The sequence below is a fragment of the Plantactinospora sp. WMMB782 genome (assembly GCF_049179135.1).
Taxonomy (GTDB): Bacteria; Actinomycetota; Actinomycetes; order Mycobacteriales; family Micromonosporaceae; genus Plantactinospora.
Map to the genome: position 1 here is coordinate 566,671 of NZ_JBMHMC010000007.1, position 25,543 is coordinate 592,213.

General features: G+C 73.3%; 26 protein-coding genes and 2 pseudogenes. 17 read left to right on the top strand and 11 right to left on the bottom strand.

Translation table 11 applies throughout. The features are described 5' to 3' along the window. Positions 1–79: 79 nt before the first annotated feature. The gene (locus ACN28A_RS04420) at positions 80–1,072 is read left to right on the top strand and encodes a L,D-transpeptidase (RefSeq protein ID WP_421392578.1); all 993 of its coding nucleotides are present in this window, start codon (positions 80–82) and stop codon (positions 1,070–1,072) included. A gap of 83 nt (positions 1,073–1,155) precedes the next feature. Here the strand turns inward: ACN28A_RS04420 and ACN28A_RS04425 are convergent, their stop codons facing one another. Next, entirely contained in the window at positions 1,156–1,662 is a 507-nt protein-coding gene (locus tag ACN28A_RS04425) for a GNAT family N-acetyltransferase (protein ID WP_421392580.1), read from the bottom strand. Between the two features lie 53 nt (positions 1,663–1,715). Then, positions 1,716–2,285, bottom strand: a complete 570-nt coding sequence (locus ACN28A_RS04430; RefSeq protein WP_421392581.1) for a dihydrofolate reductase family protein — start codon at positions 2,283–2,285, stop codon at positions 1,716–1,718. A gap of 153 nt (positions 2,286–2,438) precedes the next feature. On the opposite strand from ACN28A_RS04430, the gene ACN28A_RS04435 reads away from it, so the two are divergent. Next, complete coding sequence (locus ACN28A_RS04435; protein WP_421392584.1) at positions 2,439–3,071, top strand: TetR/AcrR family transcriptional regulator; 633 nt, start codon at positions 2,439–2,441, stop codon at positions 3,069–3,071. Here the strand turns inward: ACN28A_RS04435 and ACN28A_RS04440 are convergent. Then, entirely contained in the window at positions 3,046–3,822 is a 777-nt protein-coding gene (locus tag ACN28A_RS04440) for a DUF998 domain-containing protein (protein WP_421392586.1), read from the bottom strand. The two genes, ACN28A_RS04435 and ACN28A_RS04440, sit on opposite strands and share 26 nt — an antisense overlap. A 212-nt stretch (positions 3,823–4,034) precedes the next feature. Here ACN28A_RS04440 and ACN28A_RS04445 point away from each other — a divergent pair, with 212 nt between their 5' ends. From ACN28A_RS04445 to ACN28A_RS04455, 3 genes and pseudogenes are all read left to right on the top strand, one after another. Next, positions 4,035–4,403: a VOC family protein gene (locus ACN28A_RS04445; RefSeq protein WP_421392588.1), complete on the top strand. Its 369-nt coding sequence runs from the start codon at positions 4,035–4,037 to the stop codon at positions 4,401–4,403. Between the two features lie 110 nt (positions 4,404–4,513). Then, a pseudogene (locus ACN28A_RS04450) lies at positions 4,514–4,702 on the top strand (helix-turn-helix domain-containing protein); the annotation flags it as partial. A gap of 50 nt (positions 4,703–4,752) precedes the next feature. Further along, a pseudogene (locus tag ACN28A_RS04455) lies at positions 4,753–5,261 on the top strand (AfsR/SARP family transcriptional regulator). Positions 5,262–5,752: 491 nt separating this feature from the next. Here ACN28A_RS04455 and ACN28A_RS04460 read toward each other — a convergent pair. Continuing rightward, a complete protein-coding gene (locus ACN28A_RS04460; protein ID WP_421392590.1) occupies positions 5,753–6,406 on the bottom strand; it encodes a CGNR zinc finger domain-containing protein in 654 nt (217 codons plus the stop codon). Positions 6,407–6,503: 97 nt separating this feature from the next. Between ACN28A_RS04460 and ACN28A_RS04465 the strand changes: the two genes are divergently transcribed. The 5 genes from ACN28A_RS04465 to ACN28A_RS04485 all read left to right on the top strand — a co-directional run bounded on the left by ACN28A_RS04465 (position 6,504) and on the right by ACN28A_RS04485 (position 10,428). Further along, entirely contained in the window at positions 6,504–7,250 is a 747-nt protein-coding gene (locus tag ACN28A_RS04465; protein WP_421392592.1) for a metallophosphoesterase, read from the top strand. 3 nt (positions 7,251–7,253) lie between these two features. After that, positions 7,254–8,060 (top strand): LysE family transporter, encoded by an 807-nt coding sequence (locus ACN28A_RS04470; RefSeq protein ID WP_421392595.1) that lies wholly within the window; start codon positions 7,254–7,256, stop codon positions 8,058–8,060. A gap of 98 nt (positions 8,061–8,158) precedes the next feature. Then, positions 8,159–8,692 carry a hypothetical protein gene (locus tag ACN28A_RS04475; protein WP_421392596.1) on the top strand — a complete coding sequence of 178 codons (534 nt, stop codon included), beginning with the start codon at positions 8,159–8,161 and terminating at the stop codon, positions 8,690–8,692. A 125-nt stretch (positions 8,693–8,817) separates the two neighbouring features. After that, positions 8,818–9,804, top strand: a complete 987-nt coding sequence (locus tag ACN28A_RS04480) for a TIGR04222 domain-containing membrane protein (RefSeq protein WP_421392598.1) — start codon at positions 8,818–8,820, stop codon at positions 9,802–9,804. Between the two features lie 150 nt (positions 9,805–9,954). Then, positions 9,955–10,428 (top strand): MarR family winged helix-turn-helix transcriptional regulator, encoded by a 474-nt coding sequence (locus ACN28A_RS04485; RefSeq protein ID WP_421392600.1) that lies wholly within the window; start codon positions 9,955–9,957, stop codon positions 10,426–10,428. Between the two features lie 115 nt (positions 10,429–10,543). Here ACN28A_RS04485 and ACN28A_RS04490 read toward each other — a convergent pair whose 3' ends face one another. Further along, positions 10,544–12,613: a prolyl oligopeptidase family serine peptidase gene (locus ACN28A_RS04490; RefSeq protein WP_421392603.1), complete on the bottom strand. Its 2,070-nt coding sequence runs from the start codon at positions 12,611–12,613 to the stop codon at positions 10,544–10,546. 270 nt (positions 12,614–12,883) lie between these two features. Between ACN28A_RS04490 and ACN28A_RS04495 the strand changes: the two genes are divergently transcribed. Beyond that, positions 12,884–14,584: a copper resistance protein CopC gene (locus ACN28A_RS04495; protein WP_421404142.1), complete on the top strand. Its 1,701-nt coding sequence runs from the start codon at positions 12,884–12,886 to the stop codon at positions 14,582–14,584. 126 nt (positions 14,585–14,710) lie between these two features. Here the strand turns inward: ACN28A_RS04495 and ACN28A_RS04500 are convergent, their stop codons facing one another. Further along, positions 14,711–15,340 carry an MBL fold metallo-hydrolase gene (locus ACN28A_RS04500; protein WP_421392606.1) on the bottom strand — a complete coding sequence of 210 codons (630 nt, stop codon included), beginning with the start codon at positions 15,338–15,340 and terminating at the stop codon, positions 14,711–14,713. Continuing rightward, positions 15,340–16,428, bottom strand: a complete 1,089-nt coding sequence (locus ACN28A_RS04505) for an S-(hydroxymethyl)mycothiol dehydrogenase (RefSeq protein WP_421392608.1) — start codon at positions 16,426–16,428, stop codon at positions 15,340–15,342. Before ACN28A_RS04505 ends, ACN28A_RS04500 begins: the two co-directional genes overlap by 1 nt. A 414-nt stretch (positions 16,429–16,842) precedes the next feature. Between ACN28A_RS04505 and ACN28A_RS04510 the strand changes: the two genes are divergently transcribed. Further along, complete coding sequence (locus ACN28A_RS04510; RefSeq protein WP_421392611.1) at positions 16,843–17,541, top strand: C39 family peptidase; 699 nt, start codon at positions 16,843–16,845, stop codon at positions 17,539–17,541. An 87-nt stretch (positions 17,542–17,628) separates the two neighbouring features. Here ACN28A_RS04510 and ACN28A_RS04515 read toward each other — a convergent pair whose 3' ends face one another. Then, on the bottom strand, positions 17,629–18,141 hold the full coding sequence (locus ACN28A_RS04515; RefSeq protein WP_421392613.1) for a hypothetical protein: 513 nt from the start codon (positions 18,139–18,141) through the stop codon (positions 17,629–17,631). Between the two features lie 142 nt (positions 18,142–18,283). Between ACN28A_RS04515 and ACN28A_RS04520 the strand changes: the two genes are divergently transcribed. From ACN28A_RS04520 to ACN28A_RS04530, 3 genes are read left to right on the top strand one after another with little or no spacing between them, the layout of a single operon-like run. Continuing rightward, positions 18,284–19,495 (top strand): sensor histidine kinase, encoded by a 1,212-nt coding sequence (locus ACN28A_RS04520; protein WP_421392615.1) that lies wholly within the window; start codon positions 18,284–18,286, stop codon positions 19,493–19,495. Next, positions 19,492–20,181 (top strand): response regulator transcription factor, encoded by a 690-nt coding sequence (locus ACN28A_RS04525; RefSeq protein ID WP_421392617.1) that lies wholly within the window; start codon positions 19,492–19,494, stop codon positions 20,179–20,181. The genes ACN28A_RS04520 and ACN28A_RS04525 overlap by 4 nt, the downstream gene beginning before the upstream one ends. Before the next feature lie 57 nt (positions 20,182–20,238). Beyond that, positions 20,239–20,835, top strand: coding sequence for a hypothetical protein (locus ACN28A_RS04530; protein WP_421392619.1), 597 nt, complete (start codon positions 20,239–20,241; stop codon positions 20,833–20,835). A gap of 84 nt (positions 20,836–20,919) precedes the next feature. Here the strand turns inward: ACN28A_RS04530 and ACN28A_RS04535 are convergent, their stop codons facing one another. After that, on the bottom strand, positions 20,920–21,684 hold the full coding sequence (locus ACN28A_RS04535) for an MBL fold metallo-hydrolase (protein WP_421392621.1): 765 nt from the start codon (positions 21,682–21,684) through the stop codon (positions 20,920–20,922). A gap of 70 nt (positions 21,685–21,754) precedes the next feature. Between ACN28A_RS04535 and ACN28A_RS04540 the strand changes: the two genes are divergently transcribed. Further along, positions 21,755–22,696 carry a threonine/serine dehydratase gene (locus ACN28A_RS04540; RefSeq protein ID WP_421392624.1) on the top strand — a complete coding sequence of 314 codons (942 nt, stop codon included), beginning with the start codon at positions 21,755–21,757 and terminating at the stop codon, positions 22,694–22,696. A 102-nt stretch (positions 22,697–22,798) separates the two neighbouring features. Here the strand turns inward: ACN28A_RS04540 and ACN28A_RS04545 are convergent, their stop codons facing one another. Together ACN28A_RS04545 and ACN28A_RS04550 are read right to left on the bottom strand one after the other, a co-directional pair. After that, on the bottom strand, positions 22,799–23,728 hold the full coding sequence (locus tag ACN28A_RS04545; RefSeq protein WP_421392626.1) for a DUF72 domain-containing protein: 930 nt from the start codon (positions 23,726–23,728) through the stop codon (positions 22,799–22,801). Between the two features lie 95 nt (positions 23,729–23,823). Then, a complete protein-coding gene (locus tag ACN28A_RS04550) occupies positions 23,824–24,627 on the bottom strand; it encodes a hypothetical protein (protein ID WP_421392628.1) in 804 nt (267 codons plus the stop codon). 244 nt (positions 24,628–24,871) lie between these two features. On the opposite strand from ACN28A_RS04550, the gene ACN28A_RS04555 reads away from it, so the two are divergent. Then, positions 24,872–25,462, top strand: coding sequence for a TetR/AcrR family transcriptional regulator (locus tag ACN28A_RS04555; RefSeq protein WP_421392631.1), 591 nt, complete (start codon positions 24,872–24,874; stop codon positions 25,460–25,462). Positions 25,463–25,543 lie beyond the last annotated feature (81 nt).

A 25,543-nucleotide genomic window follows, 5' to 3' on the forward strand; every position in this document is an offset into this window, starting at 1 on the left:
CACAGTCTGGCACGCGACCGGGACACGCGGCACGACCCGTACGGCCGGATGGAGCGAGTCGACAACCTACAGTAGCCAGATGGCTTTTGTCCGATTCAGTCCGATAGTCTCGGGGCGGGCACTTCGGCGGACCGGCGCCGCGCTTGCCGTACTCGGTGGGGTGCTGGTGCTGACGGTGGTGGCGGTCGACGGGCCGGCCGGGCCGCGGCGGACCACCGACCGGCAGTCGGCGGCCGAACCACCGCCGCCGGCAGCGGTAGCCCCGGGTGACGTCGCCCCGGCCACGCCAGCGCACGCCGAACCGACCCTGCCGGCCGCACCACCCCCGGCGGACCTGCCGGTACTCGACTACCAGCCCGCCCCACGCGGCTTCCCCGAGGACCCGGCCCCGACGTCGACGGTCCGGCTCGGCGAGGGCCTGCGGCCAATCCGCCGGCTCGCCGTGTACGACGCGCCCGGTGGCCGCCCGCGCGCCTTCCTCGCGCCCACGATCAGCGGTGTGCCGGTGACCCTGCCGATCGTGGCCCGGCGGGCGGGCTGGGCCGCCGTCCTGCTTCCGTCGGCGAACCGGCGCGTCGGCTGGGTGCCGCCGGGCTCGTGGAGCACCGTGGAACTGCGCGACATCCTCGTGGCGGTCCGGCGGGCACACCGGCTGCACTGGTACCGCGACGACCGGCTGGTCCGGTCCTGGCCGGTCAGCGTCGGGACCCCGGTCACGCCGACCCCGCTGGGCCGGACCTTCGTCCTCGGCCGGTCGCTCCTCCCCGGCCGGGTGTACGCGGGTGTCGAGGTCCTCGCGCTCGGCGCCGTACCCGACGACCCGGACTCGGTACCGTCCACGTTGCGTGGCGCGCACATCGGACTGCATGCCTGGTACGACAGTCGCCAACTGGGCCGGAGCAACAGCAACGGCTGCATCCGGATCAGCCGGAAGGCCCAGGAGTTGCTGCTCGCCGAGGTGCCGCCCGGCACCGAACTGCTGGTGCTCGACCGGTTCTCCGCACCGCAACGGCTCACCGATCCCGACACCGATCCCGAGCCCGACACCGCCCCGCGGGCCGCCCGTCGTTGAGCGCGACCCGACCGCGAGCGGGGCGGTCGGTCGTCGATCGGGCCGGGGCGCGGCCCAGTCGCCGAAGCGCGGGTGCGACCGGACTACAGGTCACGGCGCATGCAGACCCGGGGCCACCGGTCCAGGCCGTGCGCCGCCTCGCGGGCCCGGATCGCGGCCAGCCCGGGGGTCAGCTCCGACTCGCCGAGCACGACGAAGCCGCACCGGAAGTAGTACGGGGCGTTCCAGGGCACGTCGGCGAAGGTGGTCAGGGTCAGCGCCGGTACCCCGTTGGCGGTCGCGTGCGCGGCAAGGTGCTCGATAAGCGTGCGCCCCACCCCCTGACGGGCGGCCCGGGGATGCACCGAGACCTGCTCGACGTGCAGGTTGCCGTCGACCGGCTCGGCGACCAGATAGCCGGCCGGCAGGTCGTCGGCGTCGACCGCGACCCAGGCCAGGCCGGCGCGCTGATGCCGGGCCAGTGCCTCTACCGGGGGTGGTTCGTCGTCGGCGATCTCCGGCATCCCGATCTCCCGGAAGGCCCGGCCGGCGGCCCGCTCCACGTCCCGCAGCACCGGCAGGTCCGTCGGCCGGGCCGGTCGGATTCGCATCGCGCCATCCTGCCGGCCCGGCCGGTGGTCTACCAGCGATATTCCGCCGCCGGTCACGTCCGGGAGTAGGTGACCAGGGCCGCGCCGGAGTCGAAGGTGCGGGTGTCGGTGACGGTGAAGGGAACCGGCTGGAAGGCCCCGGCGAAGAGCGGGATGCCCGCGCCGATGACGACCGGATAGCGCTTGATCATCAGTTCGTCGATCTCTGGCAGCAGCGTGCCGGCCAGCCGACCACCGCCGCAGAGCCAGATGTCCAGTCCTGCCGACCGCTTCAGCTCCCGCACCGTGGCGACCGGATCGGAGTCGACGATCTCCACCTCCGGATCCGTGCCGCTCAGGGTCCGGGAGAAGACGTACTGCCGGAGGTGGGCGTACGGGCTGGTGATGCCCTCCCGGAGTGCGGGTTCGTAACTGCGCCGTCCCATCAGGACGGTGTCGAACCGCCTGTTCGGTGCGTCGGTCAGCCGGACCGACGCCCGCGCGTGGGTCGGGAGGGTCTCGGGCTGTTCGGCGTTGACCGCCGCCGCCAGGTCCGGATCGACCCGGAAGAAGTCGTACTCCCCACCGGGACCGGCCAGGTAGCCGTCGACGGTGCTGGCCACGTAGTAGACGAGCTTTCGCATCTTTCTCCTCGAGTTGCTGCTGGCGGTCGAGAAATCTTCTCCGCTTACCACTTCTAGCGAAGTACTCCATCTGGAGTGGTTTGAACGTAGTACTACACTCGCAGTGATGTCAAACGGGATCATCACGCGTCCCGGCGAGAACGAGGAGACCGCATGCGGCAGAACCCGGCCCGCCGGATGGCCCTGCTCGACGCCGCGATCGAGGTCCTCGCCCGGGACGGCTCACGCGGGCTGACCTTCCGGGCCGTCGACGCGGAGGCGGCCGTACCCACCGGCACCACCTCGAACTACTTCGCCAACCGACCGGATCTGCTCGGTCAGGTGACGCAGCGGACCAGGGAACGCCTCACCCCGGTCGAGTCCGAGGTTGCCGAGCTGATGCGGGCACCTCGGGACCGCGCCCTGGTCACCCGGCTGATGCGGGACATCCTCGGCCGGATGCGCCGGGACCGGAGCAGCTATCTGGCCATGCTCGAACTTCGCCTCGAGGGCACCCGGCGCCCCGAACTCCGAGCGGCGCTGACCGAGGTGTTCAGCGCCAACCTCCGGGACAGCATCGAGTTCCACGTCGGCGCCGAGCTGCCCGGCGACCGGACCACACCCCTGCTGCTCTACCTCGCGATGAGCGGGCTGCTTGTCGACGAGCTGACCGTGCCCGACGTGCTGTCGCCGTACCCGCTCGACCGGCTGATCGCGGACATGGTCGACCGGATCCTGCCGCCGGGCCCGCCGGCCACCCCAACCCGGTCACCCGCTCCGCCTAATGCGGCGGTGGGCCGGGAGTGACCTGACCGCTCGGCATCCGGCGCAGGCTGATCGCGACGGTGCCGAGCCAACCGGCGTACGACCAGAGCAGCACCCGCTCGGCGAACCCGGCCACGCCGGCGTAGTCGCCGACGGTGAACGACGGTCCGTCGGTCATCACGTCGACACCGACCACCACGAAGCCCAGGAGCGCCGCCACCACCAGGACGGTCGAGACGGCCAGCGCCGGACGCGCCCGCCGCCACCGGGGATCCCGCCACCAGACCCGGACCAGCAGGACCGCCGCCGCCGGCAGTACGCCGAAGGCGACCAGCCCCGCCGTGCCGTGCACCAGCCCGGCCGGCGACGGTGGCCGGTCCCACGAGCCGTACGGGTCGGCCGGGAAGACTGCTCCGACTCCTACCGCGACGCTCCAGACCCCGAGCAGCCCGAGCCCGACCCGGCCACCCCGGGTCCGGCCGGCGGCCAGGCGGAGCAGTCCCGCCGAGGCGGCGGACAGCACCAGCAGCCCGACCGGGATCAGCCAACCGACCCTCGGGGCGTGTACGTAGTGGCTGACCATCCGCTCGACCGGACTCCAGCCCGCAGCGCCGAGATCGGCCATCGCGAAACCGACGAACGGCAGCGCCAACCCGACCGCCGTGGCGTCGGCGACGCGGGTACGGCTCGCCGCCGATGCCGTACCGGTCCTGCCGCCGGGTCGGGGCAGGCGGGGCCCACCTCCCAGGTCGGCGGTTCGGTGCGGACGGCTCCGGGGATCGGTACGGGACATCTGGTCCTCCTCGCTGCTCCTGCCCGCACGCTATGGGCGGCCGGACCGGTGCCGCGTCGTCCCGGTGCGGACATCCGCCCCCACTCCCCGCGATTACACCTACGTCGATCGGAGTAGCCTCGACAGCCTCGACAGCACGAATTGCGTCCTCTCGCACGATGCGTAGCACAGTCCAGATGCGCCGACCTTCCCCGCCGGGATAGTTTCTGGCTGTGCGCCTGAACCACCTCGGCCTGCCGGTGGGTGACCCGCAGGGCAGCCTCCGCTTCTACCACGCCTACTTCGGGTTCGATCCGGGCACCGCACAGCGGTACCCCGACGGCACGGTTATCGTCCGGAACGCCGACGGCTTCGACCTCGCCCTGCACGCGGTCGACGCCGTCGAGGAACCGGCTCCGTTCCTGCACTTCGGGTTCCGACTGCCGGACGCCGACGACGTCCGCGCCCTGCTGCGCCGGTTGAGGGCCGACGACGTACCGATCGTCGAGGACTACGACGATCCTTCGTACGTCGCCTTCAAGTGTCTCGACCCGGACGGACACCGGGTGGAGGCGTACTGGGAGCCGCCGACGCCCGGATGACGGCAGACCCTGTGGACCGGTCCGGGGGACCCGGCCGGCCAGAGTAGCCGGGCCGGCGATCCAGCCCGGGTCCAGTGGCGATACAGTCCGCCCTGGAACTCTCGACACCGGTGAGCGAGGAATCGGAGACCTTCGGCGAGCTGCTGCGCGGCCACCGGGCGGCGGCCGGGTTGACCCAGGCAGCCCTGGCCACCCACGCCGGGGTGGGCGTACGGACCGTACGCGACCTGGAGCACGACCGGGTGGCGGCGCCGGTGGTCACCCGACTCTCGGCCGCCCTCGGGCTGTCCAGTACGGAGCAGGCGCGGCTGCGCTCCCGTACCGGGTCGACGCGGCCCGCTTCCGGACACTGGCCGAGCGAGCCGCTCGGGCACGGGACCGGGGCGAGCCGCACCGGGCGGCCGAACTGTTCGCCGCCGGGCTGGCGTGCTGGCGCGGGCACTGCTCGCCGGCAGTACCGGGCTGCTCCGGCATCCGGCGGCGGCCGGGCTGGCCCGCCTGCGCCTGGACTGCGCACTGACGCTGGCCGACCTCGCCTTCCAGACCGGTACGGCCGCCCGGGTCAGCAAGCCGCTCGCCCAGGTCGCCGAGGTGGAACCGCCGCACGAGCGGCTGCACGCCCGGCTGATGCTCGCCCTGGCCTGCGCCGGGCAGCAGGCCAGGGCGCTGCGGCTCGTCACCGAGCTACGCGACCGGCTCGCCGACGAGTTGGGGGTGGTCCCCGGAGCGGAACTCCGGGCCGCGTACCTGCGGGTGCTCCGGCAGCAGTTGCCCGGTCAGGAGTTGGAGATGAGGTACGCGTTCGGCGAGGAGCTGCCCCAGTTGACGGCGCAACTGCCCACGTGGACCGGTCCGTAGACGACCCGCCATCCGCTCGGGATCGGCGAGAACTGGCACACGGTGAGCGACGAGCCGGCCGGCATCCCCTCGGCGTGCTGGACGAAGAGGTAACCGGCCCGGGTGCTCGGGTTGCAGATGCCGGCCTAGGCCAGCACCACCCAGCCGGGTGGCGTACTGCCGCAGGACCATTACCGGTCGCCGGGCGCGGCCTTGGCCGGAGCCGGCGGCGCAAGCAGCACGACCGGGATGACGGCGACGGCCAGCAGGGCGAGGATCCGACGCATTCTCCTGCTCCCATCGTCGAAGACTTCGATGAGCGTCAACGCTATGGCCGGTGGCTGGCGCGGGTCGGGTAACGGGCCGCGACCCGATCCCGGTTGGCCGCAGCCCGGGTGGGCTGGGCCGAAGTCCCGCCGACCGGCCCGAGCACCGGCACAACCGGCAGAACCCGCACCGGCCCCGAATCTGCCGGCCCGTCCGGCGTACCGGGAAGACCCCGAACCACCGGGTCAGCCGGGCCGGTCGGCTGCCCGGCGGTGGTAGTGCCGCGAGACCCGGGCCCGGTTGCCGCAGGAGGCCTTGCACCACTCCTGCCGCGGGTGCCCCTTCAGGAAGTAGCGGACGCAGCGCGGCGCCGGGCAGGCGGCCAGCCGCTCCCGGTCCGGGCCGGCGAGGAACTCGATCGCCGCCCGCGCCAGCCCGGCGAGCAGCCTGGTCCGGGCGTCGGCCGGCCCGCCGGACCAGGTGACCGCCGGGGCGCCCCCGTCCGGCCAGCTGAGCACCGGCCGGACCGGCCACCTCCCGGCCGCCCGGTTGAGCTGGTCGACCGCGTCCTGCGGGTCGAGCAGCGTCGCCCGGTCGGCCCGGCTCGGTGGTGCGGGCCGGACCGACCGGGCGAAGAGGGTACGCACGGCGCGGCGCAGCGCGACCACGTCGAGCCGGAGCGGCTCGTCGACCCACCCGGCAACCGCCTCGAGACCGTCGGCGTACCCCGGAGGCGGCTGGACCGGCGCCGCAAGACCGCCGGCGTACCCGGCCAGTGGCTCCGCCTGCGCCTCGAGCCATGCGGTCAGCCCGGCGACGTCGGCGAGGTCGTCCGCGACGCCACCGTTGCCGTCGTGCCGGATCGTGCCGGCGAGGGCGAGCACGAGTTGCTGGGCCATCACTGCTCCTCCGGCACCGGCTTGTCCGGGCGCCTCGGTCCACGGTAGCGTTCCCTGACTAATGGTTGAAACACATGAAGGCATTAGGGGGACGTCAGTGCTCGTCATCGCCCACCTCAGCGACACCCACCTCGACGGATCGCCCCGCTCGGCCGAGCGGACCGCCCGGGTGATGGACCACCTGCACGCGCTGCCCCGGCCGGTCGACGCGATCCTGGTCACCGGGGACATCGCCGACCACGGCGAGCTGACCGAGTACGAGACCGCGGCCAAGCTCCTCGCCGCACCGCTGCCGGTGCTGACGTGCCCCGGCAACCACGACGCGCGGGACGCGTACCGGAAGGGGTTGCTCGGCGACGGGCGGGGCGGCGACGGCCCGGTGAACGCCCGGCACGACGTGGCCGGCGCGGTCTTCCTGCTCGCCGACTCGACGGTGCCCGGCCGGAACGACGGGCACCTCGACGCCGAGACGATGGCCTGGCTCGCCGGCGAACTGGCGTCGACACCGGCCGACGCACCGGTCTTCGTCGCCTTCCACCACCCGCCGGTCGCCCTGCACCATCCGGTCATCGACACGATGGGGTTGCTGCCGGCCGAGCCGCTGGCCGAACTGCTCGCCGCCCACCCGCAGGTCGTCGCGGTGCTGACCGGGCACTTCCACACCGCCGCCGCGAGCACCTTCGCCGGCCGGCCGCTGCGGATCGCCCCCGGCGTGGTCTCCACCCTGCGGATGCCGTGGGAGGGCGACGGGCCGCTTGTCGACCTGGCCCAGCCGCCCGGAGTGGCGTTCCACGTCTACGACGACGCGGGGCTGCTGACCACGCACTACCGAGTGGTGGTCTGAGCGGTGCGCGGCATCGCCGTACTCGGTTTCCTGGCGGCCGTCGCGCCGATCACCGCGACGCCGGGGACCAGTCTGACCCTGGTCGTCTCGCGGGTCGCCGCAGGTGGGCGCCGGCAGGGCTGGTGGGTGATCCTGGGTACGCTCACCGGCCTCTACGTGCACGCCCTGCTCGCCGCCGTCGGGCTGGCCGCGCTGGTACTCCGCTCGTCGCAGGCGTTCCTGCTGGTCAAACTGCTCGGCGCCGGCTACCTGGCCGGGCTCGGGCTGTGGCTGCTCTGGTCGGCAACCCGTCGCCACCGCCCGCGCCCCGAGCCGACCAGGCTCATTGAGCCGACCGAGCCGACCAGGCTCATTGAGCCGACCGAGCCGACCAGGCTCATTGAGCCGACCGAGCCGACCAGGCTCATTGAGCCGACCGAGCCGACCAGGCTCATTGAGCCGACCGAGCCGGTGGGCAGGGCGGGCACGGCGGCACCGGATGCGCCGGCCACCAATCGCGCGCGCCGGCTGCCGTGGCGCGGGCACCACCCCTACCTCCAGGGGTTCCTCGGCAACGTGCTGAACCCGAAGGCGGCGGCCGTCTACCTGACCGTCGCCCCGCAGTTCCTCGACGCGGACGGTCCGGTCCTGGTCCCGATGCTGGTTCTCGGCACCGCACACGCGCTGCTGGTCGGCTGCTGGCTCGCCGGCTGGACCGCAATCTCGGGGGCGGCCGTCCGGCTGCTGCGCACCGCACGGGTCCGCCGGGCGCTCGACCGGGTGACCGGGGTGATCCTGGTCGGGCTCGGTCTCCGTACGGCGGTGAGCTGAGCACCGGGCCACCGCTTACCCGAACGATTCCTGAATCCGGCCCGAATGCGTGCGACGACGATGAGCGGGTTCCGCACGGAGACGACCTGGGAGGGTGGATGCGCGGGTGGATTTCCGGCCGGCCGGTGCCGCTGGTGAGCGCGGTACTGGGCCTGGCCCTGCTGTCGGGGGTGACGGCCTGCGGTGACGATCCGGCGCCGGGCACCGGATCGGACGGTACGGGCAGCGGCGGTGCCACGCCGACCGGCAGCGCTCCGGCCGCCGGAGCGCCGGCCGGTGGCACCGGCACCGTCACGGTGACCGCCGACCGCAGGAAGTACGAGTTCACCACCGACGACTGCTCGACGGTCGAGGTACCGGCGAAGATCTTCTCGCTCAGCACCACGGACGCCATGATCGAACTGTCCCTGCCGCATGCCCCGGGCCCGTTCGACCAGGACAGCGACGGGGCGACCGTGCCACTGACACTCGGCGGTGCCGACGAGACGTACCAGACGGTGGCGTTCACCGGGCAGCGCACCGAGGACGGCGACCGCACCTCCGGCAAGCTCAGCGGTACGGCCAAGCGGGCCACCACAGGCCAGGAGGTCGAGTTCAGCATCGACTTCGACTGCCCCCTCGTCCGCGGCTGACCGGCCTCCGGTCCGGCGGGTCCAGCCGCAAGCTTCGGTCAAGAAACAGTGATCAACAGCACTTCCCGCCGCCTCCGGCCGCACAATCGAGGGGACGTTCGGCCTAAGTGGACGGGGACACGGCCATGGCACTTGCTGCGGGCAACGTGATCTGGGGGATCAGCGCGCCGACCTTCCTGTCCGGCTATCTCCTGCTGGCGGTGGTGGTCATCGGGTACGCCGCCGTACGGCGGCGACAGTTGCTGGCCGGGCCGGAGAGCGTACGCACCTCGGCACTGACCGCCACCCAGGTCGGGTACCTGAACGGCGGCAGCCGGCTGGCGATCTGCACCGCCCTCGCCGCGCTGCGCAACGCCGGTGCGGTCGGGATCGGTCCCGCCCCGGACCGGCGCCTGGTGGTCACCGGGGACCGGCCGGTCGGGGCGGGCGGGCTGGAGGCGGCGGTCCACCAGTTCGCGGGGCATCGGCGGCCACCCCGGGAACTCGACTACGACTCGGGCGTCTCGGTGGAGCTGGGCCGGACGCACACCGGGCTGATCGAGGCCGGGCTGATGCCGGGCGAGGAGACCCGCCGGGCACTGCGCCGAGCGACCCGGCTGCTGGCCGGCGTGCTGCTGCTCGGCGTACTCCGGTTGTTCGCCGAGGCGTCGGCCGGCGACGTGTGGCCGCCGCTGATCCCCGTCCTGGTTGCCGTGGCCGTGGCAACCGTGGTGCTGGGACGGCGGCCGCCGGTGCGGACCCGGGCCGGCGGCTGGGCACTGGCCGCCCTGCGTACCGAACACGCCCACCTGGCCCCGTCCCAGCAGCCGGCCTGGAGCACCTACGGCCCGCACGGTGCGGCGCTGGCGGTCGCGCTCTTCGGCCCGGCGGCGCTCTGGGCTGCCGATCCGGAGTTCGCCGCAGAGGCCGGGCTCCAGCAGGGGGTCGGGGTCGCCTCCGGGGCCGTGGGCGGCGCCTCGGCAACCGGCAGCGGCGGCTTCGCCTGCGCGGGCGGCTACGGTTCGGACTCCGGTAGCTCCGACTCCGGCGGCGGCCACGGTTGCGGGAGCGGCGGCGGAAGCAGTTGCGGAGGCGGCGGCGGAGGTTGCGGCGGAGGCGGCGGAGGCAGCTGACCCGGCACGGCCAGAGCAGCTGTGCCGGTCTCGGCACGGCCCGAGCAGCTGTGCCGGAATGGCGCGACACGGTTGAGTCGGCACGTCGACACATCGGCCAGGTCGACCGGAACCGTTAGCGCGGCGAACGATGTTGTTAGGCTCGGGTCCGTGCAGAGTGTGCCGCAGAAAGACACCCCCGCCCAGCTGGCCGGACTGCCGAGCTGGCTGCTCACCCAGACCGCCCGGCACGCCCACCGGCTGGTCAGCGACGGCTTCGCCGACGTCGGCTCCCGGGGCTACCACTACCGGCTGCTGCTCACCCTGCACGAGTTCGGTCCGACCAGCCAGGCGGATCTCGGCCGCCGCAGCGGGATCCACCTCAGCGACGTGGTGGCCGCGGTCAACGACCTCGCCGACCGGCAACTGGTCGAGCGCTCCCCCGACCCGACCGACCGGCGGCGCAACGTCATCACCATCACCCCGGCGGGACGCCGTCAGCTCCGCCGGCTGGAGCAGCGGCTCGCCCGGGTCCAGGAGGACCTGCTCGCCCCGCTCGCTCCGGACGAACGCGACCAGCTCGGCCGGCTGCTGACCCGGCTCCTCGACCACCACGACCGGCAGCCCACGAACCCGGAGAACTGAGCCCGAACGGTCACCACCGGAACAGCGACCGGGGCACGGCGGCAGCGCTCAGGACGCGACAGCGCTCAGGACGCGACAGCGCTCAGGTGACAGGGGTCGGGGTGCGCGACAGGACTCAGGGGACGACGGCGGAGTCGGTGTCGGTCAGGCGGTGCCAGAGGAAGCGCAGCATCAGCGCCCATTTGAAGGCCATCTGGGCGTTGTCGGCGGCAGCCCCGTGCCCGCCCTCGATGTTCTCGTAGTAGGAGACGTCGTAGCCGCAGGCGTGCAGCAGGGCGGCCATCTTGCGGGCGTGCCCGGGATGCACCCGGTCGTCCCGGGACGAGGTGACGAAGAGGACCGGCGGGTACGGCTGCCCCGGCCGGACGTTGTGGTAGGGCGAGTACTCCCGCAGGAACGCCCAGTCGGCCTCGTCGTCCGGGTCGCCGTACTCGGCCATCCAGGAGGCGCCGGCCAGCAGCAGGTGGTAGCGGCGCATGTCGAGCAGCGGCACCCGGGCCACCACCGCGCCGAACAGTTCCGGGAACCGGGTCAGCATCACCCCCATGAGCAGCCCGCCGTTGCTGCCGCCCTCGATGCCGAGCCGTGCCGGCACGGTGACACCCCGGTCGACCAGGTCGGTGGCGACGGCGGCGAAGTCCTCGTACGCCCGGAGCCGGTTTTCCCGCAGCGCCGCCCGGTGCCAGCGCGGGCCGTACTCGCCGCCGCCCCGGATGTTGGCGACCACGTAACTACCGCCCCTCGCCAGCCAGCCCCGGCCGATGATCCCGCTGTAGCTCGGCGTCCAGGCCATCTCGAAGCCGCCGTAGCCGGTCAGCAGGGTCGGCCCGGTCGGTTCCCCGGCCGGCCGCACCAGGAAGTACGGCACCAGGGTCCCGTCGGCGGAGCGGGCGTGCAGCTGCCGGACGGTCATCCCGGCCGGGTCGAAGAACGCCGGGTCCCGCTTCAGCGTCTCGACCGGCCCGCCGACCGTGCCGTGATGCAACGCGGTGGGCGCGAGGAATCCGGTACTGGCCAGCAGGTATTCGTCGCTCTCCTCCGGGTTGGTGTCGACGACGACGACGTGCCGCTCCTCCACCGGGTCGGTGGTCCCGGTGGCCTCGGTGCTCTCCAGCAGCGGGCGCCGCTGCCAGCCGTCCTCGCCGGGGGTGAGCACCTCGATCCGACCCCGCACGTCGACCAGGCTGCTCAGGATCAGGTGCCCCCGGGTCCAGGCGTGCCGGCCGGGCGCGCTGTCCGGGCCGGGGGCGAAGAGCACGGTCAGGTCGCGCTCACCGGCGAGGTACCGGTCCAGCCGGGTGACCAGGACCGACCCCGGGGAGTACGTCCGGTCGCCCACCGTCCAGTCGGAGCGGAGCGCGATCAGCAGCCACTCCCGGTGTACGTCGGTCTCGGCGTCCTCCGGCACGTCGATCCGGTGAAGCTCGCCGTCGACGGTGCGCAGGAACTCCTCCCGGCGAAAGAAGTCCAGCCGGCGGCCGAGGAAGTCGCGGACGAACCCGGGAGTGGGGTCGTGCACCGCGTACACCGAGACGTCGTCGTCGCGGCCCTGGTGCACGACGGTGGCCCCGGCCAGCGGGGTGCCCCGGCGCCAGCGCTTGACGATCCGCGGATAGCCGGAGGCGGTCAGCGAGCCGGGACCGAAGTCGGTGCCCACGTAGATGTGGTCGGCGTCGATCCAGCCGACGTCGCTCTTCGCCTCCGGCAGGGTGAACCCGTCCGGCACGAAGTCCCGGGTGGCCAGGTCGAACTCGCGGACCACGCTGGCATCCGAACCGCCCCGGGCCAGCCGGACCAGGCAGCGCCGGTGCCCGGGGCGCTGCACGATCGCGCCCTGCCAGGTCCACGGCTCCGCCTCGGCGGCGGCCAGCGCGTCGACGTCGAGCAGCAACTCCCAGTCCGGCTCCGCCCGGCGGTACTCGTCGAGCGTGGTACGCCGCCACAGTCCCCGGGGGTGCGCCTCGTCCTTCCAGAGGTTGTACAGGTAGGTTCCGTCCCAATGCACGTACGGCACCCGGTCCGCGGCGTCCAGCACCCCGCGCAGCTCCGTGAGCAGCGGCGCGAACGAGGGGTCGTCGGCGAGCGCCCCGCGGGTCTCCGCGTTGCGGGCCCGCACCCAGGCGGTCACCTCCGGGTCGGCGAGCGATTCGAGCCAGCGGAATTCGTCGTCGAGATCCGGGGACACCCAGGGTTCCTACCACAGAAGGTGAAACGCGTTGCCACTCAGTCGGATGGCGGATTGAACTTCCGGACGCCGAAAAACGATCTAACTGAGGTGGGACGTTCACACCTCGAACCCGTACCGGCAGCACACCTCGAACCCGTACCGGCAACACACCTCGAACGCGTACCTGCCGGCGTCTCGACGCCGGGCGCCCGTGCCGCCGGCGGTCCGCCGGTCGGCGCGCTGTTCGCGGTGCTGCTGGCCGGGGTGGCGGTGCTGCTGACGGCCGGGATGGCGGTGCTGGCCGGTCCGGCGGGGCCGGCGGCGGCGCACGCCGCGGTGGTCGGCACGGTGCCGCAGCAGCAGGCCGTACTCGGTTACTCGCCCACCGAGGTGACCATCACCTTCAGCGAACCGGTGGCCCTGGTGCCGGGCCGGGCGCAGGTGCTGGCCCCGGACGGCAAGCGGATAAACGACGGGGACGCCAGCGTCCGGGACGCCACGCTGCGGATCCCGGTCCGGGTCGCCGACCGGCCGCTCGGCACCTACCTGGTCAGCTACCGGGTGATCTCCGCCGACAGCCACCCGGTCGCCGGGAGCTTCACCTTCGCGGTCGGCGCCGCCTCGGCCACCCCGCCCGAGCCGGCCGACGAGACGGTACGCCGGGACGTCCAGGTCGCCGTGCCGGTGACCAGATATCTCGGGTACGCCGGACTGGTGCTGCTGATCGGCCCGGCGCTGCTGCTCGGGCTGCTCTGGCCGGGCCGGCTGCCGCGCCGGGGCGCCGTCCGGCTGGTCCGGGCCGGCCTGGTGCTGGTCGCGGTCGGCACCCTGACCGGGTTCTGGGTGCAGGCTCCCTACACCAGTGGCGCCGGGCTGCTGGACGTCTCCGGCACCGAGCTGTGGCAGTTGCTCGGCTCGGACTTCGGGCTGGCACTCGCCGCCAGGCTGGGCATCCTGGTGCTGGTCGCCGCCCTGCTGCCGCCGGTGCTGGCCGGACGGACCGGGCGGGCCGGGCGGGCCGGGCGGAGCGGGCGGGCCGGGCGGAGCGGACGGACCGGGCGGAGCGGACGGATCGGGCGGGTCCGGGCCGGGCTGCTGGTCGTGCTCGGGCTGGCCGGGCTGGCCACCTGGCCGCTGGCCGGGCACGCCGCCGCCTCGCCGACCCCGCTGGCCAGCGGCATCGCCAGCGTGGTGCACCTGGCCGCGATGTCGGTCTGGCTCGGCGGGCTGGTGACGCTGTTCGCGGTCCCGCTGCGGGCCGCCCATCCACGGGTGCTGGCGGTCGTGCTACCGGTCTGGTCCCGCTGGGCGGGCATCGCGGTGCTCTGGCTGGTCGCCGGTGGGGTGGTGCAGGCGGTGATCGAGATCGGCGCACCGGGAGCCCTCTTCGGCACCGGCTACGGCCGGCTGGTACTGGCCAAGCTGACCCTGCTCGCCCTGCTGCTGGCCGCCGCCTGGTACGCCCGCCGCCTGGTCCAGCACCGGCTGGGCGGAGCCGGGAACGGGGACGGGGACGGGGGCACGGCGGTCGCCGGGCGGCGGCGGTTGCGCCGTACGGTCGGCCTGGAGGTGCTGGTCGGCCTGGTCGTGCTCGGGGTCAGCGCGGTACTCGTGCAGACCACCCCGGGACGCAACGCCGGGATCGAGGCCGAGATCGCCGCCTCGGACACCTTCGCCCAGACACTCAGTTCGCCGCTCTACACCCTCCAGTTCGACATCTATCCGGTGCAGCTCGGGCCGAACAACACCGTGCACGCGTACGTCTACACCGCCGAGGGCAAGCCGCTGCCGGCGGTGGAGTGGACGCTCACCACCGCACTGCCGGCCCAGGGTGTCGAGCCGACCGACGTGCCGATGTTGGGCGTCGAGCCGCACCACGGGGTCGGTGCGGTGAACTTCCCGATTCCCGGCGACTGGGAGCTGCGGTTCACGGTGCGTACCTCGGAGATCGACCAGGCGACGGTGCGGACCGTCGTGCGGGTGCGCTGAACACCGCCCGCCCCGCCGGACTGCCGCGACTCGGTGTCCCCCGGCTGCCGCGGCTCAGTGTCCCCCGGCTGCCGCGGCTCAGTGTCCCCCGGCTGCCGCGGCTCAGTGTCCCCCGGCTGCCGCGGCTCAGTGTCCCCGGGCCAGCCACTCGGCGAGGTGTGGCGCCTCGTCGCCGATCGTGGTGCTCGAGCCGTGTCCGGTGTGCACCACGGTCTCCGGCGGCAGGGTCAGCAACCGCTGCCTGATCGACTCGACGATGGTGCCGAAGTCGCTGAACGACCGACCGGTCGCCCCCGGGCCGCCCTGGAACAGGGTGTCGCCGGTGAAGACCGCCCCGAGTTCCGGCGCGTACAGCGAACACGCCCCCGGGCTGTGTCCGGGCGTGTGCCGGACCTCCAGCCTGGTGCCGGCCACCTCGATCGACTGCCCGTCGGCCAGGTCACCGCCGGGCGGCACGTCCGGGTGCACCAGGTCCCAGAGCACCCGGTCGGCCGGATGCAGCAGTACCCGGGCACCGGTCGCCCCGGCCAGCGCCGGTGCGACCCGTATGTGGTCGTCGTGCGCGTGCGTGGCCAGGATCGCGACCACCCGCCGGCCGCCGACCGCGGCCAGGATCGCGTCCACGTCGTGCGGCGCGTCGACCACCACGCACTCGGCGTCGTCGCCGACCACCCAGACGTTGTTGTCCACCTCGAAGGTCTGGCCGTCGAGCGAGAAGGTGCCCGAGGTGACCGCGTGGTCGATGCGGGCCGGCATCAGAAGATCACCACCGATCGCAGTACTTCACCGTGGTGCATCTTGCCGAACGCCGCCTCCACCTGGTCCAGGGCGATCTCCTCGCTGACGAAGGCGTCGAGGTCCAGCCGGCCCTGTAGGTAGAGCGAGGTCAGCATCGGGAAGTCCCGGTCCGGCAGGCAGTCGCCGTACCAGCTCGACTTCAGCGCGCCGCCCCGGCCGAAGACGTCGAGCAGCGGCAGGTCGGGAACCTTCATCTCCGGGGTGGGTACCCCGACCAGCACGACGGTGCCGGCCAGGTCGCGGGCGTAGAACGCCTGCTTCCAGGTCTCCGGCCGGCCGACCGCCTCGATCACCACGTCCGCGCCGTGTCCGCCGGTCAGCTCGCGAATCGCCTCGACCGGGTCGGTCTGTCGGGCGTTCACCGTGTGCGTCGCGCCGAATCCCCTGGCCCACTCCAGCTTCCGGGGGTCGGTGTCGACCGCGATGATCGTGGTCGCGCCGGCCAGGGCCGCGCCGGCCACCGCGCCGTCGCCGACCCCGCCGCAGCCGATGACCGCGACCGAGTCGCCCCGGGTGACGCCGCCGGTGTTCACCGCCGCGCCGAGCCCGGCCATCACGCCGCAGCCGAGCAGCCCGACGGCGGCGGGACGGGCCGCCGGGTCGACCTTTGTGCACTGCCCGGCGTGTACCAGGGTCTTCTCCACGAACGCGCCGATGCCGAGCGCCGGGGACAACTCGGTACCGTCGGTCAGGGTCATCCTCTGCCCGGCGTTGTGGGTGGCGAAGCAGTACCACGGCCTGCCGCGCCGGCAGGCCCGGCAGTTGCCGCAGACGGCCCGCCAGTTGAGCACCACGAAGTCGCCCGGCTCGACGTCGGTCACCCCGGCGCCGACCTGCTCCACGATTCCGGCCGCCTCGTGCCCGAGCAGGAACGGGAAGTCGTCGTTGATGCCGCCCTCCCGGTAGTGCAGGTCGGTGTGGCAGACGCCGCAGGCCTGCACCCGTACCACGGCCTCACCCGGGCCGGGATCCGGTACGACGATGGTGGTCACCTCCACCGGTGCACCCTTGGCCCTGGCGATGACCCCGCGTACTTCCTGGCTCACGCTGCCTCCTCAAGATCTCGATCACGATCCGCCGGCACCAGGAAGTCTGGCAGGCCACACCCTCGGACGCACGGGTCGAAGGGCGGGACATTTCGCCGGATGCCCGACTGGGGCCGCCGTCCCGTGGGCCGCCCGATGTCCGGTTTTTGGTTAATGATCGGGTGGCTGGTCGGGGCCGGGTGGCGGAACATCGGGCCGGCGGCCATGGTTATACCCGGCGTACGTCCGCAGCAGCACCCCGAGCCCCGGCCCCCCGGTGTGGCCCGGGGAATGGGTAGCCGCCGGGCGTGGTTACATCCCCCGGCACCCCCGAGAGACTTCTGATCTTCGGGTTTCTTTCCCTCTTCCGACCCACCACCCCGCCCCCCCGGGCGGGTGGTGGCGTCGTACCCCCGGAAATGGAAGGTGACCATCATGACCAACGTCAAGCGGTGGCTCCCGGCCATCACCGAAACCCCGATCCGCAAGACCGCGCTCGGCATCGCCGGCCTCGCCGTCGTCGGCGGCGCGTTCGCCGCCCCGGCCATCTCGACGCAGAACCCGCCGACCGGCGGCAACCCGACCGCCGCCGCGGTCACCAACGACATCCGCGAGATCGACAAGCGGGCACCGTCGAAGTCCCTGGACTACCAGTACAAGGCGCAGGAGAACTTCTACTACTGCGCCCCCGCCGCGACCCGGATCGCACTGTCCGCCCAGGGCCAGACCCCCAGCCAGGACGACGTCGCCAAGCGACTCGGCACCACCGAGGCCGGCACCAACTCGGCCGAGGACACCACCCGGGTCCTCAACAGCACCGGCGGCAAGGACTACCGCACCGTCGCGATCCCGGACAGCACCGCCAAGCCCGAACAGATGGACCGGCTCCAGGTCGACATCGTCAACGCCATCGACGCCAACCGCCCGGTCGTGATGAACATCAAGGGCACCGCCACCGACGTCGACGGCATGTCCCACTCCTACCCGGGTGGGCACTACCTGACCGTCGTCGGCTACGACGACCACGGCCGCAAGGTCAAGATCGCCGACCCGGCCAACCCGGACCAGGCCCAGTACTGGATGAGCACCATCAACCTCGCCAACTGGGCCACCGAACGCGGCTACTCCGCATAAACACCACCCGACAACACCCACACCCACACCACCGAGAGGGCCAGCCCCCGCAACCACCGCGGGGGCTGGCCCGCTCGCCGTCTCCGGTCAGCCTCCGGTCGACCGCACCATGTCCGGGCGTCGCGCCTCGGGCCCGGGGGCGCTGCCGGCCAGCTCGGTCCCGAGCCGCTCGACGGCGTCCCGGATCATCTGGCCGTACGGGTCGTCGCCGAGCACCGGCAGGCTCTCCCGGGCGAGGGCCAGATGCTCCCGGGCCCGGTCCGGCCGGCCGAGCTTGCGATAGTCCTCGGCGAGGTTGAGCTGCAACGACGGCCGGAACGCCCGGACCTGCAGGGTGGCGTGGTAGCGCTGGGCCCGCTCGTCGGTCAGCGTGTCGGCGGCTTCGAGCGCCCGCAGGTCCCAGCGCAGTTCCTCGGCCGGATCGTCCTGGAGGTCGGCCAGATAGTGCGCCAGCGTGCAGCGGTGCAGCGGGTCGCCGGCCGGCCCGATCCGGTCCCACAACTCGGTCAGCCGCTCCCGCGCCGGCCCGGTACGCCCGGCCTGCCCCCAGCCGACCGCCTCGACGATCCGCGCCATCATCTCGTCGCCGCCCTGCTCCATCGTCCACTCCCCTGTCTCGGTTGGCCTGTGCCGCCGCCGATGCTGGCGGCTCGACGAGGTCGAGGGTCAAGCCCGTGCCCCACCCGGGCTGCTACCGCGTTCGTGGTACGTGCCTCCGGAGCCGGATTCGTAGAGTGACCGCATGAAGGGCTGGACCGGAGCCGGACCGGCGCCCGGTAACGACCGGAGGCGGCGAGGGCTCGACGTCGACCGGGGCTGGCGGACGCTGGGCGGTGTGCGGGGCTGGCGGACGCTGGGCGGTGTGCGGGGGCGGCGCTGGGCGGTGGACGCCGGGATCGCGGCAGCGGCCGGCGCGGTCACCGCGTACCGGATCGCGGTCGTGGCGGTGCTGCCGGGCGACCGCACACCCGACCTCTGGGCGTACGCCCTCGGCACCGCGATGGCGGCGGCCCTGCTCGCCCGGCGGCGCTGGCCGGCGGCGGTGCTGGCGGTGGTCGGCGGCCTCTTCCTGCTCTACCACGTCTCCCGCTATCCGGGCGGTGCGCCGGCCGCCCCGGTCTGGGTCGCGCTCTACTCGGTCGCGGTGGCCCGCCGCCGCCGGCTCGGCCTGCTGCTCGCCGGACTCTTCGTCCTGCTGGACGCGCAGGGCCGGACCTCAATGGCCGGGGTGGGGCCGTTGGACGCCACACTGGACAGTTCGACGGTGGTGTTCGTTGCCGCGCTGCTGCTCGGCGAGACGGTGCGCGGCCGACGGATCCGGCTCGCCCTGCTCACCGCCGAGCGTGACGACGCGGCCCGACGGCAGGTGGTCGAGGAACGGATCCGGATAGCCCGGGAGCTGCACGACGTCACCGCGCACACCCTGGCCGTGGTCGGTGTGCAGGCCGGGGTCGCCGCCGACGTGCTGGACGACGACCCGGCCCAGGCCCGAGCCGCGTTGGAGGCGGTCCGGCAGGCCAGCCGGGATGCGCTGACGGAACTGCGGGCGGCGGTCGGGGTACTCCGGGACGGCACCCGTGCCGACGCACCGGAACCGCCGGTCCCCGGTCTCGACCGGCTGCCGGCGCTGGCCGCGACCACCGGCGCGGTACTCCGACAGGACGGCACGCCGCGCCCGCTGTCCCGGGCGGTGGAGGCGACCGCGTACCGGATCGTGCAGGAGGCGGTGGCCAACGCCGTCCGGCACGCGGATGCGGACCGGATCGAGGTTCGGCTCGGTTACCGCCCCGACGGGCTCGACCTGACCGTCTCCGACGACGGCCGGGGTCCGGGCGGCCCGCCCGGCAACGGTCTGCGCGGGATGGCGGAGCGGGCCGCCGGGCTGGGCGGCTGGCTGCGTACGGGTCCGGCGGACGGTGGCGGTTTCCAGGTCCGGGGATGGTTGCCGGGATGACGGCGACGGAGTGGACGGCCGGCGGGACGGGACGGATCCGGGTCCTGCTCGCCGACGACCAACGGCTGGTCCGGGCCGGCTTCCGGGTCCTGTTGGAGCGGGCGCCGGAGATCGAGGTGGTCGGCGAGGCGACCGACGGTGAGGAGGCGATCGCGCTGACCCGGGCGCACCGGCCGGACGTCGTGCTGATGGACATCCGGATGCCGGGCACGGACGGGCTGACCGCGACCCGGCGGATCGTCGCCGACGACCGGCTGCCCGGGGTCCGGGTGGTCGTGCTCACCACCTTCGAACTCGACGAGTACGTCTACGCGGCACTGCGCGCCGGGGCGAGCGGCTTCCTGTTGAAGAACCTGGAGCCGGACGAGCTGCGCCGGGCGGTCCGGGTGGTGGCGGCCGGCGACGCGCTGCTGGCGCCCGAGGTGACCCGCCGGCTGATCGCCGCCTACGTCGACGGCCCGGAGGTACCCGGCCTGCACACGCTCACCGCCCGCGAGCGCGAGGTGGTGACGCTCGTCGCGGAGGGGTTGTCCAACGCGGAGGTGGGCACCCGGCTGGGTATGAGCACCGCCACCGCGAAGACGCACGCCAACCGGGCGATGGCCAAGCTCGGCGCCCGGGACCGGGCCCAGCTCGTGGTCTTCGCCTACCGCAGCGGGCTCGCCGGGATACGACGACCGCGGTAGCCCGGCGGTGCCGCGCGGCGGATCCGGCGACGGCCGGCCGTTCGTAGCGTTCGGAGCATGTTTCTGATCCTGGGACCGTTGCTGAATCTCGCCTCCGGCTTCTTCTGGGAGCCCGACCGGCAGGGCGTCACCGCGGGTACGCTCGTGGCGCTCTCCTGCACCTGCTGGCTGATCGGTCTGATCGGCCTCTACGGGCGGCTCCGCGTCGTCGCGCCGCGCTACACGGCGGTGGCGATGCCGGTCACCGTCTTCGCCTCCGTCGGTGGGGTGGCGTTCGGGGTGCAGAGCATTCACGAGGGGCTCTTCGACGCCTCGCACGCCACCACGATCGAACTGCTCGACCAGCACCCCTTCGCCGCCTGGTCGCTCTACTGGATCCCCGGCCCGCTCTTCCCGCTCGTCGTGTTCGGACTGGGCGTGCTGCTGCTCCGGCTGCGCGCCGCACCGCTGCCGGTCGGCGTACTTCTCTGCCTGGGTGCGCTGGCGTTCCCGCTGAGCCGGATCACCCGGGAGGTGACGATCGCGCACCTGGCCGACCTGCTCCTGCTGCTGCCCTTCCTCTACCTCGGCGTACGTGCGCTGACCGGCCGGTCCGGCTCCCCCACCGGCCGGTCGGCCGAGGCCGACCGCGAAGCGACCGCACCGAGCCGCTGACGGACACCGCCCCGTCACGCCTGAGACTGCCGGCGATGGGCGATGGGCGATGGGCAGCTACGGGCGGCGATGGTCGGCCACGGCTCAGGCCGAGAGCTGCCGGGCCTGGGCCAGGGTGGTCGGCTCGCCGTGGCTGTGGACGTACCACTGGTAGTCGTCGTCGAGCAGGTTGCGCAGCATCGCCAGGTCGAGGTCGTCGTCGGGACCGCGCAGGTGGGCCGGCGGCGGATAGAAGCAGTCGCCGAGCAGGGCGACGCGTGCGTCCGGGACGAGCACGACGGTGGAGTCGGGCGCGTGCGCGCCGCCGACGTGCCGCAGCCGTACGCCGGTCGGCAGGGTCAGCTCGTCGGTGAAGGTCACCGTCGGCGGAAGGATCGAGAAGCCGGTCCAGTCGTCCATGGCCAGCGCCCGGGCCCGGAAGCTCGGGCCGAGTCGCGGGTTCTCGCGTACCTGGTCACGCAGGTAACGGTGGCTCCACGGCCGGGCCGCCTCCCGGCGGAGCAGTTCCCGCCCGGCGACGTGCCCGACGATCTCCACGTCCGGCCAGGCGCATCCGCCCCACACGTGGTCCCAGTGGTGGTGGGTGTAGACCAGCCAGCGGGCCGGCGGCAGGCCGGCGGCCCGGATCGCCGCCTGGACAGCGCGGGCGTGTGCCGGACTGTGCCCGGCGTCGACGACGACGCTGCCGCGCTCGTCCGCGACGACCGCCACCGCGGCCTGCACGTTCGCCGGGTCCGGGTCGCCGGGCGAGAGCCAGACCCGGCCGGCGATCTGGCGGACGATGATGCCGTCGATGGTGACCTGACCTCCGCGAGCGGGGTCCGGGGCGGACCGGGTGGGTTGGCACACACCCTATCCGCGCCACCGGGACACCGGAGATACGGTACGGCGGGCGGACCAGGGGAAGGGGACGGCGACGGTGATCACCCGTACCGACGTACAGGAGGCGGCGACCCGGATCGCCGGGCACGTCCGGACCACCCCGACGGCCCGGGCGGAGCCCGACCTCGCCGGGCCGGCCGGAGCGCTCTGGCTGAAGCTGGAGTTCCTGCAACACTCGGGCTCGTTCAAGGCGCGGGGCGCGTTCAACCGGATGCTGGCCGCCGCCGAGCGCGGCGAACTGCCGCCCGCCGGGGTGGTCACCGCGTCCGGCGGCAACGCCGGTGCCGCCGTGGCGTACGCGGCGAGGTCGCTCGGCGTTCCGGCCGAGGTGTACGTGCCGACCGCCGCTCCCGCCGTGAAGGTCGACAAGCTGCGCGAACTCGGCGCCACCGTGGCCCGGCACGGCACCGAGTACGCCGAGGCGTACGACGCGGCGGTGAAGCGGGCCGCCGACACCGGGGCGCTGTTCTGCCACGCCTACGACCAGCCGGAGATCTGCGCCGGTCAGGGCACCCTGGGGCTGGAACTGCTGGCCCAGGCCGGTGACCTGGACACCGTGCTGGTCGCGGTCGGCGGCGGCGGGCTGATGGCCGGGGTGGCCACCGCGCTTCAGGGCCGGGCCGGGGTGGTGGCGGTCGAGCCGGAGGGCGCCTCGGCGCTGCACTCCGCACTGGCCGCTGGCGGACCGGTGGACGTACCGGTCGCCGGGGTGGCCGCCGACTCGCTCGGCGCCCGCCGGGTCGGCTCGATCGCCCACCAGGTGGCGGTCCGGGCGGGCGTGCGCAGCGTGCTGGTCACCGACGCGCAGATCGTCGAGGCCCGGAGACTGCTCTGGAGCCGCTACCGGATCGCCGTCGAGCACGGCACCGCCGCCGCGCTGGCCGCGCTGACCGCCGGGGCCTACCGGCCGGTCGCCGGGGAACGGCTGGCCGTACTGCTCTGCGGTGCGAACACCGACCCCGCCGACCTGGCCGGCTGACCACTGCCGGCCGACACCAGGCTGGCCCGGCCGCCGCAACTGCCGGGCGGACGGGCGCGGGCGGACGGGCGCGGGCGGACGGGCGGACGGGCGGACGGGCGGTCAGCGCACCACCCGCAGGGCGGCGCGGCGGCGGGTGTGTCGGCCCGGCCAGTCCGCCTCCGGGCCGAGCAGGGCGGCGAGGGTGGCCGCGTCCCGCTGTGCCTGGCCCGCGCAGCAATTGTTGAGCAGGATGTGCAGCTCGTCGGTCTCGTCGGCCAGCCCACGCAGCCGCTTCGCCCAGTCCGCCAGCTCGTCGTCGCCGTACGCGTAGCGGAACCGGGACTCCTTGTCACCGGTGGTCCACTCGGGACTGCGTCCGTGGAAGCGCATCACCGCCGGCTCGGCGGTGGCCAGCAGCAGCGGTGGGATCGACGACTCGTGCCCCTGCGGCATGTCGACGCTGACCATGCTGAGGTCGTGCCGGGCGAGGAAGCCGACGGTGTCCGGCCCGTTGTCGCCGTCGAACCAGGAGGCGTTGCGCAGCTCGACCGCGACCCGCCAGGGCCGGCAGCGTTCGACGGTGTCGAGGATTCGCTGCTTGGCCCGCTCGCCGTGGGCCAGCCATGGTGGGAACTGGAAGAGCAGCACCCCCAGCTTGCCGGCCCCGGCGATCGGCTCGACGGCCTCCCGGAACCGCTGCCACAGCTTGTCGTAGGTCGGTTCCGGCAGGTCGCGGCGGCGTACCCGACCCGAGTCCCGGCCGTCCGGCCGCAGGTCGCGAGGTAGCGCGGACACCTCCGCCCCGTGCCCGGTGAACAGGCCGAACGCCTTGACGTTGAAGGTGAAGTCCGGCGGGGTACGGTCCACCCAGGCCGAGGTGACCTCCGGTGCCGGTACGGCGTAGTAGGTGGTGTCCACTTCGACCAGGCCGAACCGCTCGGCGTAGTAGGCCAGGCGCCCGGCCGGGGTGTTGACCGACCTGGGATACCAGCCGGACGCGAGCAGCGACCGGTCGGCCCAGGAGGAGGTGCCCACCTTCATCTCGCCCATGTCCACAGTCTCTCCCCACCGCCCATGGTGGTCGAAACCTGTCGAGGCGGGACAGACCGGGAACTACCCGATCGTGGCGCAGAGTTTCTTGCCGGTCACGGTTTCTCGACCTCGGCCTCGCCAGGCGCGGCGACCTCGGCGGGCGTTCCGTAGCCGTCGAAGGTGATGTCGGCGTCGAAGAGCATCCGCTGGGTGGACGACTTGACTGTGAGCCCTACCGGCTGGTTGGTGCCGTCCACCTGGAGCGAGACCTCCAGTACGACCGCGTCGCCGACCTGCTTCGCCCAGGCCGCCACCTGCGGTCCGGGAGTGTCCACCACGAAGCTCCAGTCCACCTTGTAGCCGGTGGTGCCCTCCGGACCACCCGGCGCGGGCGTGCTCTTGAGGCCGGTCGCCTCGGGCAGCCCCTGGTCGAGCAGGAACAGCGGGTCGAGCAACCGCGACATCACCATCGCGAACCACTCGACCGCGATCGGCTGGTCGAGCCTGGCCGGCCAGCCCGGGTTGATCCAGAACCACTTCTTGCCGGCCGGCAACTTCCATTGCGGCGAGGCCATGTACACGGCGTCGTCGACCGCGATGAGGCGCCCGTCCACCGTCTTGGTCTTGCCCGACATGGTGTCCGTACGGTAGCTCCAGTTGACCGTCATTCCGGTCCCGGCCACCACCTGCGCTTCTCCGCTGACGGTTCCGCCGAGCACCGTGCCGTCGATCTGGCTGGTCTTGAACGTCGCGCGCAGCGTCCGGGCCGCCTTCACCGCGTCGGTCGCGGCGCGCATCGCCGTCGCTTCCGGTGACGGCGCCTCCGACTCGTCGCCGCCGAAAATTCCGCAGCCGCTCAGCACGATCAGGGCGGTGGCGGCAGCCAGTACGACCCCACCACGATGCATCCGAGTCATCCCGCTCCCCGTCCCGGTGTCTCGGTCAGCAATCCGTTGTTGGCGCGGGAGCCTAGCACGGGGCCGCGCCGGGGCCGGCTGGTGGTTCAGGCCGCACCGGGCCGGCCACGTCCGCCCGCCCGCCGGATCGAAGCTTCGACGGCCCGCGGAACGGTCGGCGCGGCAGCCGGCCGGTGATGACGACCCGGCAGCCGACACCGGCGTTATCGAGACCGACAGTTCCGGCAAAACCTATGCTGGGCTGGTGACTACCAGCGGCTCCGACGGCCACCGCCGGGCACACACCGGTCGGCGCCGCAACGAGGAGGCCCGGCAGGCCATCCTCGACGCGGCACTCCGGCTGCTCACCAGCCGGCACGACGGCGGGCTGACCGTCGACCTCATCGCGAACGAGGCCGGGGTCGGCAAGCAGACGATCTACCGCTGGTGGCAGTCGAAGGGCACGGTGCTGCTGGAGGCGCTGACCGACTGGAGCGACTCGCTGGTGCCGGTGCCGGACACCGGATCACTCCGGGAGGACTTCTGCGACTACCTCGCGCGCACGTTCCGCCGGGCGGGCGAGCCGGCGACGGCGGCCGTGCTGCGTACCCTCGCCGCCGAGGCGGCCCGTGATCCGAGTACCGCCGAGGTGTTGCGGCAGTTCACCCGGAGCCGCCGCGACGCTCTGCACACCATCGTGCGGCGGGGCCGGGATCGCGGCGAGCTCGGGTCGGAACTGGATCTCGAACTGATGGTCGACCAGGCGTACGGGTTGTTCTGGTACCGCTTCCTGCTGGGGCACGGGCCGTTGAACCAGGAGACCGCCGACCGGTTGACCGACGCACTGATCCACTGACCTGACCGACCGCCCGCGACCCAGCAACCACCCTGCGTGACGACAGCCCGACGCCTCGTCCGGCCGGTCACCGACGTGTCA

Coding starts and splice junctions, on each gene's coding strand:
- ACN28A_RS04420 (WP_421392578.1), top strand. CDS start 80: ATGGCTTTTGTCCGATTCAGTCCGATAGTCTCGGGGCGGGCACTTCGG.
- ACN28A_RS04425 (WP_421392580.1), bottom strand. CDS start 1,662: ATGCGAATCCGACCGGCCCGGCCGACGGACCTGCCGGTGCTGCGGGAC.
- ACN28A_RS04430 (WP_421392581.1), bottom strand. CDS start 2,285: ATGCGAAAGCTCGTCTACTACGTGGCCAGCACCGTCGACGGCTACCTG.
- ACN28A_RS04435 (WP_421392584.1), top strand. CDS start 2,439: ATGCGGCAGAACCCGGCCCGCCGGATGGCCCTGCTCGACGCCGCGATC.
- ACN28A_RS04440 (WP_421392586.1), bottom strand. CDS start 3,822: ATGTCCCGTACCGATCCCCGGAGCCGTCCGCACCGAACCGCCGACCTG.
- ACN28A_RS04460 (WP_421392590.1), bottom strand. CDS start 6,406: ATGGCCCAGCAACTCGTGCTCGCCCTCGCCGGCACGATCCGGCACGAC.
- ACN28A_RS04475 (WP_421392596.1), top strand. CDS start 8,159: ATGCGCGGGTGGATTTCCGGCCGGCCGGTGCCGCTGGTGAGCGCGGTA.
- ACN28A_RS04480 (WP_421392598.1), top strand. CDS start 8,818: ATGGCACTTGCTGCGGGCAACGTGATCTGGGGGATCAGCGCGCCGACC.
- ACN28A_RS04495 (WP_421404142.1), top strand. CDS start 12,884: ATGGCGGTGCTGGCCGGTCCGGCGGGGCCGGCGGCGGCGCACGCCGCG.
- ACN28A_RS04500 (WP_421392606.1), bottom strand. CDS start 15,340: ATGCCGGCCCGCATCGACCACGCGGTCACCTCGGGCACCTTCTCGCTC.
- ACN28A_RS04510 (WP_421392611.1), top strand. CDS start 16,843: ATGACCAACGTCAAGCGGTGGCTCCCGGCCATCACCGAAACCCCGATC.
- ACN28A_RS04515 (WP_421392613.1), bottom strand. CDS start 18,141: ATGGAGCAGGGCGGCGACGAGATGATGGCGCGGATCGTCGAGGCGGTC.
- ACN28A_RS04520 (WP_421392615.1), top strand. CDS start 18,284: ATGAAGGGCTGGACCGGAGCCGGACCGGCGCCCGGTAACGACCGGAGG.
- ACN28A_RS04525 (WP_421392617.1), top strand. CDS start 19,492: ATGACGGCGACGGAGTGGACGGCCGGCGGGACGGGACGGATCCGGGTC.
- ACN28A_RS04530 (WP_421392619.1), top strand. CDS start 20,239: ATGTTTCTGATCCTGGGACCGTTGCTGAATCTCGCCTCCGGCTTCTTC.
- ACN28A_RS04545 (WP_421392626.1), bottom strand. CDS start 23,728: ATGGGCGAGATGAAGGTGGGCACCTCCTCCTGGGCCGACCGGTCGCTG.
- ACN28A_RS04550 (WP_421392628.1), bottom strand. CDS start 24,627: ATGACTCGGATGCATCGTGGTGGGGTCGTACTGGCTGCCGCCACCGCC.